Below are 14,539 nucleotides of genomic sequence, written 5' to 3' on the forward strand. Positions count from 1 at the left end.
AACTGCCATCAAAGATCCACGGGACACGCCCTAGCGCGCCACGCGGTAGCGGAGGCAGACGACTCTCGAGTTGAAGGTGCGGGTCTCGACGAGTTCGAGATCCACCCGGTGCTCACGCTGGGGAAAGAACGGAATGCCACCGCCGACCAGCACCGGGTAGACCCTGGCCCGGTACTCGTCGATCAGACCCGACGCGGCCGCCTCGGCGGCGAGAGTTGCGCCGCCGATCGCGATGTTGCCCTCCCCCGGCTCGGCTCGCAACCGCTCGAGCTCCTCCGCCAGGCCGCCGGAGGCCAGGCGGGCATTGCCCTGCACCGCCGACAGCGTGGTGGAGAACACCACCTTGGGGAGCGACTTCCAGAGCGCGGCCCACTCGAGCGTTGAGAAGTCGAGCGATGGATTCTGGTCGGCGGTCTACAGCATCGTCTCGTACAGCCGCCGTCCCAACAGGTAGACGTCGACCTCTCGTACCTCGTCGGTGTGGGAGCGAAAGACCGCCTCGTCGGGCGCCTTCCAGTCGAAGCCGCCGTCCGGCCCGACGATACCGCCGGACGCCGCAGAACTCATCGCGGCTCGAGCTTGATAAGCAGCCCGGAGGTTACTTGGCCAGGTGTCTGCTGATCACCAGCCGCTGGATCTGGTTGGTGCCCTCGAAGATCTGCATGATCTCCGATACTCTCCGTGGCCACCTGCGGAAACCTGTCGATCAGGAGCATGACCAGGGGTTACTGTTGCGGCTGGTTATCGTCGTTTCTCGCTGTTCTCGACCATCCCATGGAACATTGACGGAACAGGACAGGAGGTCGCACATGGCGATCCCGAAGAAGGGCTCACGGCTCATCACCGTAGACGGCACCATGTTCCGCTTGCGCGTCCGTCGTAAGCCCATGTATTGCCAGGGAACAGCTGGGGCCCGATGACGTTCGCGGTGGAACTAGCCGACGTGTCGGATCGAGCCCTTCTGGTGTCGCTTCCCTACTCACGGCCGGACGCGTGGGTTCGGAGAACGGGCGATGGCCGTATGGCCGGCCCTCGTGACGGCTACCGTACGCATAGCGCTCAGTCATGGCTGATCATGGTCGCTGCGATGGATACCCGTTCTCGCCCTACTCATGCCAGTTAATGAACTTTAGGCCCACATGTCTCACTTGAGCTTGGCGCAGAGGGCAGTTGGCGCACGACGTGACGCTGGCATCTGATCCGTAGCCAGACGCAATCCACCAGATCTCGACGCGTCTCATGTCATACTACGTCCACCGCATGTTCTTGCAGAGTGGATACTCATATGGATGTTGTGGGCTGGGTTGCTTCGGCCGTGGGAGAAGAGCTTGTCGCGCGTCTCATATCCCCACCACCAACTGGCGCCGGAATGACGGACAGCCCCATACGCCTTGAGGGTTACGTTTCGTGGCGTCGCGACCACAAACGGCACCTAGTTGAAAGAGACGTTCGTAAGCTTGTGCGCCAAGTCGGCCTCCGTCTGACTGATGCAAAGCCAGAATTTCGGCATATAGGAGAGGAAGAGGGAGAGCGAGTCCTTGATGCCGTGCTAGCGGCGCTGATGGCGCTGGAGCAGATCACCATGGACGAGGTTCAGGCAGCGCATCTGGACGCCCATCTGTTAGCTGAGCAGATGAGCGCCAAGTCAAAAGTCTCAGTCGCCCACTGCAGCGATGCTGGGAAGGAACTCTACAGCTTACTCCTTGCCGGTTGCTGTGTGCAGCTAGTGGAGTTCTTCACGCGTCAACCGGAGTTCGCTGCGCGCACCGCTCTCGAGCACTCGCGTATACTCGGCGAACTGAAAAGCCGAATCCCGGCCCAGAATCAAATATTCGGCGAATTCGAGTTACGCCATCGCGAGGCCGTAGTAGCTCTCTATGACAAAATGAACCTGTTCGGCCTAGGGTTGCCTACCGAAGAGCAAACCTATCAGCTGAGCACAGCCTATGTTAACCTGTCGTTATACCAAGCCGACGAGAAGCATGGACAGGACGGCCCTCCCAACTCCGACAACCTCTTCCAAAATCGCATCACCGGACACGTCTTGGAAGACTTCCTCGGAGAGAGCCATCGCATCCTGATAGAGGGACCCGCTGGAGCAGGCAAATCCACATTACTTCAACGCCTTGCCCTCCATATCTGCCGCCAGGAATTTCCGCCGCCACTTTCGGAATGGAACAATCTGGTTCCCTTTCCACTCAGGCTGCGGACGCTTGTGAGTGATGAGACACTGCGGTTGCCCTCACCAGACGAGTTCGTCAAAGCGTCCGTTTGGCCCTTAAGCGGTGCTGCCCCCGCGGGGTGGATCTCTTCGGTCCTCGCCAACCGACGAGCCGTCATCATGGTTGACGGAGTGGATGAGGTGAAGGAGCCTCATCGCGAAGAGGTCATGACATGGCTCGAAGAGCTTTCGGCGGTATACACGGGAAACCGATTCCTGGTTACGACCCGACCGGCAGCACTTGCGGAAGGGCATCGGGCCCTACTCAGAAGACACGGGTTCATCACAACACGCCTGGAGCCCATGACTCCTACACAGGTGGACCTCTTCATTGACAAATGGCACGAAGGTGTGGCGACGACCTCCTTTGACTTGGCCAAACTACCGCAACGCGCTGCAGCGTTGAAAAACGCTTTAATTCTCAGAAGAGACCTCGCTAACCTCGCTACAAATCCTCTGCTCTGTGCGATGCTGTGCGCCCTCAATCGCAACTTGAACTCGGAGCTCCCTAGAGGCAAGGTCGCACTTTATCGGGCGGCCCTGTCAATGCTCCTCGAACGCCGAGACACCGAGTCTCGAATAATTGCTGCCCCTGTGCAACTCACGCAGACTCAAGCACAGGCGCTCCTCGCCCACATGGCGATGTGGATGACTCTTGAGGGACGCCGGACGATTCCCAAGAGTACGGCACTTGCGCAGATTCGGGAGTTTCTTCCTCGATTGCGAGGAGATCAGTTTCCGCCACATGTTCCGGAAACCGCTGATTTAGTACTCAAATATCTATTAGAGCGCTCGGGAGTCCTTCAGGATCCCACGATCGACCTCCTAGAGTTCCGCCACCCCAGCTTTCAGGACTATCTGGCGGGCGTTGAGGCGTTCCGCAAGGATAACCTCGGACACCTTCTCCGGAATGCACATGACCCTTTTTACCACGATGTCCTAATCATGGTGGCTGGCCAAACACAAGAGGACGAGGCCAGGCAAACATCAGTGCTTGCGGGGTTGATAGAGCAGGCCCGCAACGCTGGCTCCCGGTCTCGCCAGCTTTGGTTGCTCGCGGCCGCGTGCATCTCGGACGTCGAATTGGTCGACCCAGACATCGCCAGCACGATCAAGGAGAACACCGCAATTCTCCTTCCACCGCGGAGCGCATCTGAGGCCGAGAGCATGGCCTCGGCTGGTGACTTCGTACTGGACCTACTCGCGGAGATTGTTCTCCATTCGTCTCTGACGGACGGAGAGGCCGCCGCCACAGTGGTAACCGCAGGATTGATAGGTGGCGTGAGCGGGCTCTCGCTGCTGAAGACTTTCCGCAACCATCCAAGTCCAGTGGTTCGCGCAGAACTAGTAAACCTGTGGGTCCGCTCACGCTCACCACATGAGTATCTAGAAGAAGTATTGTTGGCAACCAACCTGTCCGATGTGCCGGTGACCGTGCACGAATCCGCCTTCTTACCCCTGCTCGGACGCCTCAAAACCTTGCGCGATCTGACACTAGTCCTGGAAAAGCGCGACGATTCGAACGACGCCGCTAGCTATGACTGCGCAGCCTTCACCGAGCTACATAACCTCCAATCACTATCCTGTCAGAACGTCAACTTGGTTAACACCGAAGACCTTGCATCTCTCAGTAACCTAGTCCGACTCGATCTTGCACGGACCAACATTGATTCGGTACTCCATGTCACTCGCTTGAGGAATTTAACATACCTGAATTTAGAAGGCACCCGAATCACCAATCTGAAGTCGATCGCGACCCTGTCCAATCTGGTCGAGCTGATCCTGCTAGACACAAAAGTGTTCGACATCAAGCCTTTGGCAGGTCTAAAACATCTACGCATTCTCGATTTGAGTGGGACCAAGGTCAACGACATCGCTCCATTAGCAAGTCTCCGGTCACTGAGAAAACTTAACCTTACCGGCGCAGAAGTGACTGATTTGCAACCGCTAGCTGACTTCAGCGAGCTGGAAATAATAGGCTGGCATCCGCCGGCCGCAAGTACCGAATAGGCATCCACGTCTCGCTTGAGCGGATCGCAGTTCCTGTCTCCTGCCATCCTGAACGACGATGAGCCAGATTGGTCCGCCCGTTAACAGGCTCTTCGTGGTTCGCCAGGTTCGAGTTGTCGGTTGATCAGGTTGGATGATCTCGTCAGATGACGACCGGTCACCGAGGGAAAGGGAACGGGTTCGGAAATGGAGAAGCACACGTGGTGGTTAATCTGACCTTCCGCTTTTCAGGTGTAGCAATCACCCTGCTCCCCAGTAACTACCAGGGGCCAGCCGGTCGTCCGTGGTGCTCCGCACGTGGGCTTGGTGGCCGACGTTGCCGTCAGCGTTGCCGTCACTCCCCGCGGATCAACGTCAGGACGTGTCTCTCGTAGATCAGGGTGATCTCCGATACTCTCCATGGCCGCCTGCGGAAACCTGTCGATCAGAAGCTTGATCAGGGGTTACGGTTGCGACTAGCTCTCGTCGTTTCTCGCTGGTCTCGGCCATCCCACGTCAGCGTTAGCAAGATCACGACGTCTGGGGCGCGGAACGCTTCCGAGGCAGGGTCCATTTGGACCGCCAGATCTCCAATGCCTCGCAAGGTGCCGACCAAAATGTCGGCCCTGTAGGTCATGATCAGTGACGCACGTGTCCCTGCGTTGTCCAAGGAGTGCCATGGCTGCTACTGATGACGTCGGATGGTGGATCGTCGGCTATGACGGGTGGACAGACCTCGACCTGATCCGTGACCGGCTCGCCGCGGGTGCTGATCCCAACTCCGGCGTGAACATCTTTGAAAAGCCGCTGCATGTCGCGGCTGAGCAGGGATCGCCTGAAGTGGTCGCCGAGTTGGCCATGCGGGTCGACGACGTCGACGCCGAGCATCGAGGCCGGACCGCGCTGTGGATGGCCGTCTTCGAAGGCCGCGTGGACAACGCCCGAGCCCTACTCGCCGCTGGAGCGGATCCGTGGCGCCTCATGATGGACGGCTGGTCCCCCGGCCGTCTCAGTCTGGCCGGCCCCACTCCCGACCTCTTCCCCGTTCCCTCTCCGGAGATCGGTCTATCCGAGGCCGAGGCCGCCGCCGCAGCGGAAGCCAAACGTCTGATCCCCGCGCTGGGAGACTTCTATTACGACGGCCTGAGCCTGGCCTGCGTGGCCGACGTCAGCGCAGCCGAGACAACAGCGCGCCTGGAAGCCGCACCTGCCGACGACGTGGACATCGACGTTCTCTACGAGGCCTGGTGGAACGTCCCGGACGCCGAGAGGATCGTAGGCATCACGGACGTGCCCGGCGGCTGCGTCATCACCCAACCCTGGGGATACACCCCGTCCACGCCCGGCGTCGTCAAGCGCGTCTCACGGGGCGCGGTCTGCTACAGCATGTACTCCAATCCCAAAGGCGGCATCTTCGGGCACACCGCCCGAGACGGCGCGGTCGTAGCCTGGGAGCCGGACAGCGCCTACATGGTCCCCCCTGACGCCGTGGCCGACAAGATCCTCGCTGCCCACCTCTACCGCAACCACCCTGTGGCGTTTTGCTGCGCTGGCACAGACCTGCGCCTGATGGACGCCCAGCCGATCACCGCCCCCGATACCTGGCTGCGACTGCCCGAGCAGGGCTACTCAGCCTGATGTACGGGCGTGATCGTCCCGCGACCGCGAAAACAGCCTCACTAAAGATCAATGCCCAAGCATCTGACCTAGGTTTCTATGTGACTGGAGCCTAGGAGATTTCGAACCCCTGACTTCCTGCTTGCAAACGGGAGCCAGACACAACATCGGATGGCCTTCCTCCTGGTCAAGCGCCAGGTGGGGGGCGGCGCGTGCCGATATGTGTCGGCGTTGCTGTACCAGGCTGCTGTACAGCAATCGGCACCGCTGGGCTCTGCCTTCTGATCCGTAAGGACAGACACCTCGTCGACGGTGCTGGCCGGCGAGCCTTATCCCTTGAACACACGAACAGGCACGGAGGTTGAGGCGCTTACTTACATCGACATGGCCACCAGCCAGGAGGGCGCCCACCTTGATGTCACAGAGCGCTGATCCACAGGTGGTATGGACCTCGCTTCGACGCCGTGCATCCTGGCCGCCATCGATGCCGTGAGACTGCGATATTCGCCCAAGGAGAGGGCGCATAGGAAAGGCGCTACGAAACCCGATCGGTGCCCGGTTCACGCTCCGCGTCTACGCCCACATGATGCCCGACTCCCATGACCGCGCCCGCAAGGCGATCGACGACCGACTGTTCCGTCCGCGCGAGGTCTCTCACGGAACAGGGACGGAACAGTGATCGTTTAGCGCCGACTCGCGGAACAGCGAACCCCGCCTTCCAAGACAGGCAGGCGGGGTTTTCGCATGTCAGAGGTCACTAGGCGAGGTGCCGGCTGATCACCAATCTCTGGATCTGGTTCGTGCCCTCGAAGATCTGCATGATCTTGGCCTCGCGCATGTACCGCTCGACCCGGAACTCCCGCGTGTACCCGTACCCCCCGAACACCTGCACCGCGTCCGTCGTCACCTTCATCGCCGCGTCCGTCGCCACCAGCTTCGCCACGCTGGCCTGGCGGCTGTACGGCAGGCCGGCGTCGCGGCGGCGGGCGGCGTCCAGGTACGTCGCCCGCGCGCTGTCCACCCCGGCGGCCATGTCCGCCAGCAGGAACCCGAGCCCCTGATGGTCGATGATCCGCTTGCCGAACGTCTCCCGCTGCTTGGCGTACGCCACCGCCTCGTCGAGCGCGGCCTGGGCGAGGCCCGTCGCGCAGGCGGCGATGCCGAGCCGGCCGGAGTCCAGCGCGCTGAAGGCGATCTGGAGACCCTGGCCCTCCGCGCCGATCAGGCGGTCGGACTCCAGGACGGCGCCGTCCCAATGGGCGCTGGTCGTGGGCACGGCGTGCAGACCCATCTTCTCCTCGGGCCGCCCGAAGGTCAGCCCGTCGGCCGCCCCTGGCGCGAGGAAGCAGGAGATGCCTCGCGTCCCCTCCCCGGTACGGGCGAAGAGGGCGTAGAAGTCGGCGATGCCGCCGTGCGTGATCCACGCCTTGTTGCCGCTGATCCGGTAACCGTCAGGGACCCGCTCGGCCCTGCAGGTCAGGGCGCCGGCGTCGGAGCCGGCCTGCGGCTCGGACAGGCTGTAGCCGCCGATCAGGCGCCCGGCCAGCATGTCGGGCAGCCACCGCGCCCGCTGCTCCTCCGACCCGTAGGCGAAAACGGGGAAACAGGCGAGCGTGTGCACGCTCGTGGCGACCGCGACGGCCGCCCACCGCATCGCCAGCTCCTCGATGACCTGCAGATACACCTCGTACGGCTGCCCGCCGCCCCCGTACTCCTCGGGATAGGGCAGCCCCAGCAGCCCTGCCTTGCCCAGCGTCGCGAACAGCCCTTCCGGGTACGTCTCGGCGCGCTCGTGCTCGTCGACCCGCCGCGCGAGCTCCTTGTCGGCGATCTCGCGGGTCAGGTCGATGAGGTCCTTGGCGTCCTGGCCGGGCAGCAGGCGGTCGACGGTCACGATCCCTCCACGCTCGAAACGGGCTCCTCCAGCCGCGCGAGCACGGTCTTGGCGCGCTCGCGGAACTCGGCCACGCGGGCGAGCTTGATGTCCTCGTACCCCCGGATCAGCTCGGGCAGGCCCGCGATCTCGGTGACGGTGCCGGCGGTCGCGGGGGTGAGCCGGGCCAGGGCGGCACGCACGAGCTCGCGATACTCGCCGACCAGCTCCCGCTCGACCCGCCGCACGCGCGCCCGGCCGAACACATCGAACGCCGTCCCGCGCAGCATCCGGGCGGCCCGCAGTCCGCGGAACAGCACGGGCGCGGAGCGGCGCAGCTTGATCTTGCGCTTCATGCCCATCGCGCGCAGCACCGGCGGGTGCAGCAGCACCGTGACGACCGCGTCCGCGCCGAACTCGCGTTCCCTCCTGGCCTGCTCGGCGGGGTCGAGGTGGAGGCGGGCCACCTCGTACTCGTCCTTGTAGGCCATGAGCTTGTGCAGGCCGCGGGCGTACGCGAGGGCGATCTCGGTGCCGGTCTCCTCGCCGGCCCGCTCGACCGCGAGGTCGCTCACGCGGCGCACATCCTCGGCGTACGTGGCGGCGTAGGCGGCGTTCTGGTAGCCGGTCAGGTCGGCGACGCGGAGGGCCACGACCTCGTCCAGCTTCTCGGCCGGCTCGTCGGCGGCCGGCAGGACGGCTTGGCGCACGGCCTCGGGGTCGGCCACCGCCGCGCGGCCCCAGCGGAAGGCGGCGAGGTTCTGCTCGACGGCGGCCCTGTTCAGGGTGATGGCCTGCTCGATGGCCGCGGCGGACACCGGCAGCAGGCCGTGCTGGTACGCGGCGCCGACGAGCAGCAGGTTGGCCGGCATGTGATCGCCGAACAGCGCCTCGGCCAGCTCATGGGCGTCCAGGCACACGACGCTCCTGGTGGCGGACTCCACGCGGGCGACCGCGGAGGCGTGCCCCGGCACGGGCATCCGGCCGGTCACCATGGCGGCGGTGGGCACGACGGCGGTATTCAGCACGGCGGCGGTGTGCTCGGGCGAGGCCACGGCCAGGTTGGCGTCGGAGGCCGCGCCCAGCAGGTCGAACCCGATCACCACGTCCGCGCGCCCGTGCGAGGCGCGTACCGACCCCGCGAGCGGGTGCGGCGAGATCCGCACGTCGCTGACCACGGGCCCGCCCTTCTGCGCCAGGCCAGTCTGCTCGAGCCCGGCCGCGTGCAGCCCGTCGAGGTGGGCGGCCATCTGCAGGATCTGCGAGACGGTCACGACGCCGGTGCCGCCGATGCCGGGCATCCTGATCAGCACGTCGTCACGCTCGACAACCGGCTCCGGCGGATCGACAGGCAACGGCGGAGGCGCCTGACGGGCCTTCGGGGCGCCCGGCTCGACCAGCAGGAACGACGGGCAGTCGCCCTTGAGGCAGCTCAGGTCGGCGTTGCACGAGGCCTGGTGGATGCGGGTCTTGCGGCCGTACTCGGTCTCGACCGGCTGCACGGACAGGCACGTTGAGACGTCGCCGCAGTCGCCGCACCCCTCGCAGACCCGCTCGTTCACCACGACCTTCTCGACGGGGGTGGGTAGTTTGCCGCGCTTGCGCAGCCGGCGTTCCTCGGCCGCGCACCGGTCGTCGTGGATGAGCACGGTGACGCCGTCGAGCGCGGCCAGCTCCTGCTCGGCCGCGGCGAGGTCGTCGCGGTGCCGTACGGAGGCGATCGGCGCCAGCCGCACGCCCCGGTACGTCTCCGGCTCCGGCGTCGTGATCACGATGCGGCGTACGCCCTCGACCGCCAGCTCCCGCGTGAGCGAGGGCACGTCGAGCCGGCCCTCGGCCCGCTGGCCGCCCGTCATGGCGACGGCGTCGTTGTAGAGCAGCTTGTACGTCATCGACACCCCGGCGGCGACGGCCGCCCTGATGGCCAGGGAGCCGGAGTGGTGGAAGGTGCCGTCGCCGAGGTTCTGCACGAAATGCCGGTCCTCGGTGAACGGCGCCAGCCCGATCCACTGGGCGCCCTCGCCGCCCATCTGGGTGATGCCGACCTGGGTGCCGCGCCCGTGCCCGTCCAGCGCGATCATCGCGTGGCAGCCGATGCCGACGCCGACCAGCGTGCCGTCGGCGGTGCGGGTGGAGGCGTTGTGCGGGCAGCCCGAGCAGAAATAGGGGGTACGCGCCGCCACGAGCGGCAGCGACCTGCGCTTGGTCACCGTGACCGCCGGCCGCGGGAGCCGGTCGGCACCCACGCACGCGGCGATGGCCTTGGCCACGTCCTCGGCGCCGAGCGTGCCGCGCGCGGTCAGCAACTCCCTGCCGACGACGGCCGGCACCCGCTCGCCGCCGTACAGCGCCTGCTTGACCTGCCCCTCCAGGAACGGGACCTTGTCCTCGACCACCAGCACCCGGTCGAGGCCGGCCGTCATGGCGGCCAGGTCCTCGTCGTCCACGGGGAACGGCATGGCCAGCCTGATCAGCCGCACCCCCAGGTCGTCCATGGCCGCCGCGTCCAGGCCGAGGTCGGCCAGCGCCCGCAGGACCACCGCGTAGGTGGTGCCCGAGGCCAGGATGCCGAGCGCGGTGTTCCCCGCTCCGGCCATCACCCGGTTGAGCCCGTGGGTGCGGGCGTACTCGCGGGCCAGGTCGAGCCGGCGGGTGAGTATGTCGTGCTCGGCATCGAGCGCGGCCGGGCCGAGCAGGATCGGCGTCGCCTTGCCCGCGGTACGGGCAGGGACGGGGATTGCGGCCCGCAGCGGGCCCAGGTCCACGGTGGCGGAGGCGTCGGCGATGTCCGCGACGATCTTCAGTCCCGTCCACAGGCCGGTGGCGCGGGACATCGCCACCGCGTGCAGCCCGAACTCGATGATCTCGGCGACCGAGCCGGGCGCCAGCAGTGGCATGGACAGGCTCTGGCACATGGGCTCGCACGAGCTGGGCAGCGTGGAGGACTTGCAACCCGGGTCGTCGCCGATCCAGGCCACGGCGCCGCCGAGCGGTGCGGTGCCGGCCGCGTTGGCGTGCCTGATGGCGTCGGCGGCCCGGTCGAGGCCGGGGTTCTTGCCGTACCAGAAGCCGGTCACGCCCTCGTGGCGGCGGCCCGGCACCTGGGCGAGCATCTGGGTGCCGGCCACCGACGTGGCCGCGAGCTCCTCGTTCAGCCCCGGCTGGAACACCACGCCCGCCTCGTCCAGGTGCCGGGCCGCCCGCCCCATCTCCAGGTCCACACCTCCCAGCGGCGACCCCTGGTAACCGGTGACGAAAACCCGTGTGTCCAGCCCGCGCTCGCGGTCCAGGCGGCGCTGCTCCAGCGTCAGGCGGATCAGGGCCTGAATGCCGGAGATGAGCACCCTGCCGTCGGGTGCTGTGTACTTGTCGTCGAGCGACACGGGGGCGGGAGTCGCGCTCGCGCTCACGCGTACCTCCTCCTGGCTTCGTACGTGGTGATTCCCAGCACAGCAACGTGGGCAGGACATCCGCAAGTATTAGATGAGAAGGTGCCCCAAATACGCAAACAATATGAAGCTTCCGGCTGTCTGGCTGATGTTCTTTGCGCCTGAGGAAGGGGTTCTGGCATGGCTGACGTGGACGAGATCGATCACCACGTGCTGAGGCTGCTGCGGGAGGACGGGCGCAGGACGTTCTCGGAGATGGCCGACCTGGTCGGGCTGTCGGTGGCCGCGGTCAAGCGGCGGGTGGACCGGCTGCGCGAGCTCGGTGTGATCAAGGGGTTCACCGTGCAGATCGACTACGCAAAGCTCGGGTGGGGCATCGAGGCGTTCACCGAGCTGCGCTATCCCGGCACGACGCCGGTCAGCGAGATCGTCCGCACCGCCACGGAGGTGCCGGAGGTGCAGGCGGTGTTCACGATCGCGGGGGATCCGGACGCGCTGATCCACGTACGGGTGCGCGACCTCGGCCATCTGCAGCAGGTCATCGACCGGCTGCGCCGGGCCGGGGACGTGACAGGGACGAAGACGTTGCTGGTGCTCGGGTCGTGGACCCGGGAGGCGTTGTCCAGGAGCCCTTCCTGATCACTCCCGGCTCGAGAGGCAGCGGACGAGCAGGCCGATCGCGAGCAGCACCGGCACGCCGAGACCGATCAGCCACAGCGACACGCCGGTCATCGGCAGGTGCTCGTGGTCGCGTGCCGCCGGCTGTCCGGCGGGGGCGGGGCTGGGCTCGTACGGGTCCGCGCCCGGACGCGAGCCGGTGACCGTGGCGCGCGGCTCCTTACGCGGACCGTCGCCGCCGGGCCTGGGCTCGGCGCGGTCGGCCACCGCAGGGGCCCGCCTTTCCGGTGGGGCGCGGGTGAGCGTGCGGGCAGGCGACGGGCTGGGGCTGTGGACCGCCTCGACGGCGATCGACGTGCAGGAGCGGTTGTTCCCGGTGTTCTGCTCGTGGCTCGCGGTGGAGACGGCGGCGCAGTTGTCGATCACGCCGGTGACGTCAGGGGCGGCGGCGGTGAAGACGAGCGTCCTGCTCTCGCGAGGAGCCAGCGTGCCGAGCCGGCAGTTCCCCGCGGGGCATTCGGACGGGCGACCCGTGGGCGTGGTCAGGTCGCCGTCGATGGGGTCCTCCACGGTGACGCCCACCGCCGGAGAGGGGCCGTTGTTGCCGACCTTCACTCTGTAGGTGATGCCGGCGCCGGCCTTCACGCTGGACGGGCCGGTCGTGGCGATCTCCACGTCGGCCATCGTCCGGGTCCGGCTGATCAGCCGCGTGGTGTCGCCCGTCGCGTTCGAGGCGGTGACGTGAACCCGGGCGACGACGTCCGTGTCGTCGGGGAGCGAAGGGTCGGTCGTGACGGGGATGTCGTAGGTCACGCTCTGTCCCGGCGGGATGGACAGGCCGGGTCCGCCGCAGGTGATGGCCTGGCCGTCAACGGAGCAGCCGTCCGGGAGGCGGCCTGGGGACGTGCCGCGGTCGAGGGTGTCGATGATCGTCACGTCCTCGGCGTCGTCACCCCCCGTGTTGGTGACGGTCACCGCGTAGACGGACACCCCACCGGTGGTCATCGGGTCCGGGGTGACTGTTGTGGTGATCCGGAGCTCGGGTCCGGCACCGGGCAGGGAGACGGCCGCCGTGGACTGGCCGCTCCAGCCACCTCCGCCCAACGCAGCGAGCGCGACGATCGCCGCAATTCCGGGCACGCCCATTTCGTCCCCCGTACCTGGTCCACCCGGGAGCGATCCTGCTATCACACGGACGCTACGGAGAGTCGATCGCACCTGGACCATGCACGGTCATGACGAATCTTTTGCCGGCGCATTGCGCGCTGGACGAACAACGCCGGGCACGGCGTGCTCGGCCGCGTTGTGTCGAGGGCATGCCAGGTGCCGCGCGCTACGACGACGTCGCCGACTTCTACACAGCCGGCTGGACGGACGCCGTCGACGACCCCGCAGCCGTCCGCCTGCTCGCCCTGCTGGAGCCGATCACCGGCCGCCGGGTCCTGGAGATCGCCTGCGGCCACGGCCGGATCAGCCGTGCGCTCGCCCGCAGCGGAGCCGACGTCGTGGGCGTCGACCTCTCATCAGCCCTGATCGAGAAGGCACGTGCTGCCGAACAGGCCGCCCCGCTCGGCATCCGCTATCTCCACGCCGACGCGGCCGCATCCGACATCCCCGGCGTTGCCGGCCCGTTCGACGCCGTGGTCTGCAGCTTCGGCCTCTCCGACATCGACGACCTCGAAGGCGCGATCGCAGGAGCCGCCCGCGTGCTCCGGCCCGGGGGCGTCTTCGCGTGCTCGATCCTGCACCCGTGCTTCCCGGGCGGCCGGGGCGTCTCGGGCTCGTGGTCCGGGGACGCGAGCTATTACGCCGAGGGCTGGTGGCGGGCCGACGGCGAGCTGTCGTCCCTGCGCCGCCAGGTCGGCGCCAACCACCGCACGCTCTCGACCTACGTCAACACCTTCCGCCGGCACGGCCTCTGGCTGGAGGAGATGGCCGAGCCCGAGCCCGCTCCTGACTGGGCGGCGCAGCGCGCCGATGCCGCCAAGTTTCCCGTGTTCCTCGTCATGAGATACGTCAAGCAGGCCGGGCCGTTGCCTTCTTGAAGGGGCGGCAGGTCAGCCGCGTAGCTCCACAGGTTCGCCGCCCCGCGACGGGTCGAACGGCGGCAGGTTGAATCGGTCGCGAATGGTCTGCTGGACGGTGAACTTGTCGGCCCGCGCGTCGACAGACATCACATATTCCTTGCCCCGGAACAGCTCGATCACCGGATCGATCTTGCTGTGATAGTCGCGCAGCCGCCTGGCCAGCGCGTCCGGGCTGTCGTCCTCCCGGCTCACCAACTCCCCGCCGCACACGTCGCACCGCCCCTCGACCTCAGGCCGGTGCGCGATCAGGTTGTAGTCCATGCCGCACTGCGAGCACAGCCGCCGGGCCAGGACGCGCCGGCGCACCTCCTCGTCGGGCAGATCGAGGTGGATCACGCCGTCGATGTCGTAGCTCTCCAGGAAGAACTCCGCCTGCCGGCGGCTGCGCGGGAAACCGTCGATGACGAATCCGTAGTTCCAGTCGTGCTGGTGGAGGCGGTCCTTGACGACGTCCTCCACCAGGTCGTCCCCCACCAGTTCTCCCGCCGCGACCACGCGGCGTACCTGGGCGCCGAGCTTGGTGTGGTTCTTGACATGCCAGCGGAAGATGTCGCCGACGCTGATGTGCACCAGATCGAGGTCGGCGGCGAGCAACTTGCTCTGAGTGCCCTTGCCACTCCCCTGCACGCCCATGATCACATATTTGCGCATATCTCTTCGCCTTCGCGGTCAGGTCATTCTCCGGGCATCGTCACCTTCCCATCTGCCCTGCACGCCTGAGAAGCCGCGTGGCGTGGCACGGCAC

Annotated in this window: 9 protein-coding genes and 1 pseudogene; 4 read left to right on the forward strand and 6 right to left on the reverse strand. The window is 66.3% G+C overall.

Annotation, left to right across the window (positions count from 1 at the left end):
• Positions 1 to 30: 30 nt before the first annotated feature.
• Both Q9G87_RS34595 and Q9G87_RS34600 read right to left on the reverse strand, forming a co-directional pair.
• Positions 31 to 345 (reverse strand): annotated as a pseudogene (locus Q9G87_RS34595) (dihydrofolate reductase family protein); the annotation flags it as partial.
• Positions 346 to 414: 69 nt separating this feature from the next.
• Complete coding sequence (locus tag Q9G87_RS34600; RefSeq protein ID WP_305920762.1) at positions 415 to 567, reverse strand: hypothetical protein; 153 nt, start codon at positions 565 to 567, stop codon at positions 415 to 417.
• Positions 568 to 1,285: 718 nt separating this feature from the next.
• Between Q9G87_RS34600 and Q9G87_RS34605 the strand changes: the two genes are divergently transcribed.
• Positions 1,286 to 4,231, forward strand: coding sequence for an NACHT domain-containing protein (locus Q9G87_RS34605; RefSeq protein WP_371825865.1), 2,946 nt, complete (start codon positions 1,286 to 1,288; stop codon positions 4,229 to 4,231).
• Between the two features lie 657 nt (positions 4,232 to 4,888).
• Positions 4,889 to 5,848, forward strand: a complete 960-nt coding sequence (locus Q9G87_RS34610) for an ankyrin repeat domain-containing protein (protein ID WP_305920764.1) — start codon at positions 4,889 to 4,891, stop codon at positions 5,846 to 5,848.
• 736 nt (positions 5,849 to 6,584) lie between these two features.
• Here the strand turns inward: Q9G87_RS34610 and Q9G87_RS34615 are convergent.
• Entirely contained in the window at positions 6,585 to 7,721 is a 1,137-nt protein-coding gene (locus tag Q9G87_RS34615) for an acyl-CoA dehydrogenase family protein (protein WP_305920765.1), read from the reverse strand.
• Positions 7,718 to 11,110: an indolepyruvate ferredoxin oxidoreductase family protein gene (locus Q9G87_RS34620; RefSeq protein WP_305920766.1), complete on the reverse strand. Its 3,393-nt coding sequence runs from the start codon at positions 11,108 to 11,110 to the stop codon at positions 7,718 to 7,720. The genes Q9G87_RS34615 and Q9G87_RS34620 overlap by 4 nt, the downstream gene beginning before the upstream one ends.
• Before the next feature lie 159 nt (positions 11,111 to 11,269).
• Here Q9G87_RS34620 and Q9G87_RS34625 point away from each other — a divergent pair, with 159 nt between their 5' ends.
• Complete coding sequence (locus tag Q9G87_RS34625; RefSeq protein WP_305920767.1) at positions 11,270 to 11,728, forward strand: Lrp/AsnC family transcriptional regulator; 459 nt, start codon at positions 11,270 to 11,272, stop codon at positions 11,726 to 11,728.
• On the opposite strand, the gene Q9G87_RS34630 is transcribed toward Q9G87_RS34625, so the two are convergent.
• Positions 11,729 to 12,847 (reverse strand): hypothetical protein, encoded by a 1,119-nt coding sequence (locus Q9G87_RS34630; protein ID WP_305920768.1) that lies wholly within the window; start codon positions 12,845 to 12,847, stop codon positions 11,729 to 11,731.
• Positions 12,848 to 13,023: 176 nt separating this feature from the next.
• Between Q9G87_RS34630 and Q9G87_RS34635 the strand changes: the two genes are divergently transcribed.
• Positions 13,024 to 13,752: a class I SAM-dependent methyltransferase gene (locus tag Q9G87_RS34635; protein ID WP_305920769.1), complete on the forward strand. Its 729-nt coding sequence runs from the start codon at positions 13,024 to 13,026 to the stop codon at positions 13,750 to 13,752.
• A 12-nt stretch (positions 13,753 to 13,764) separates the two neighbouring features.
• Here the strand turns inward: Q9G87_RS34635 and Q9G87_RS34640 are convergent, their stop codons facing one another.
• Complete coding sequence (locus tag Q9G87_RS34640) at positions 13,765 to 14,445, reverse strand: adenylate kinase family protein (RefSeq protein ID WP_305920770.1); 681 nt, start codon at positions 14,443 to 14,445, stop codon at positions 13,765 to 13,767.
• Positions 14,446 to 14,539 lie beyond the last annotated feature (94 nt).

The organism is Nonomuraea turcica (assembly GCF_030718205.1).
GTDB lineage: Bacteria > Actinomycetota > Actinomycetes > Streptosporangiales > Streptosporangiaceae > Nonomuraea.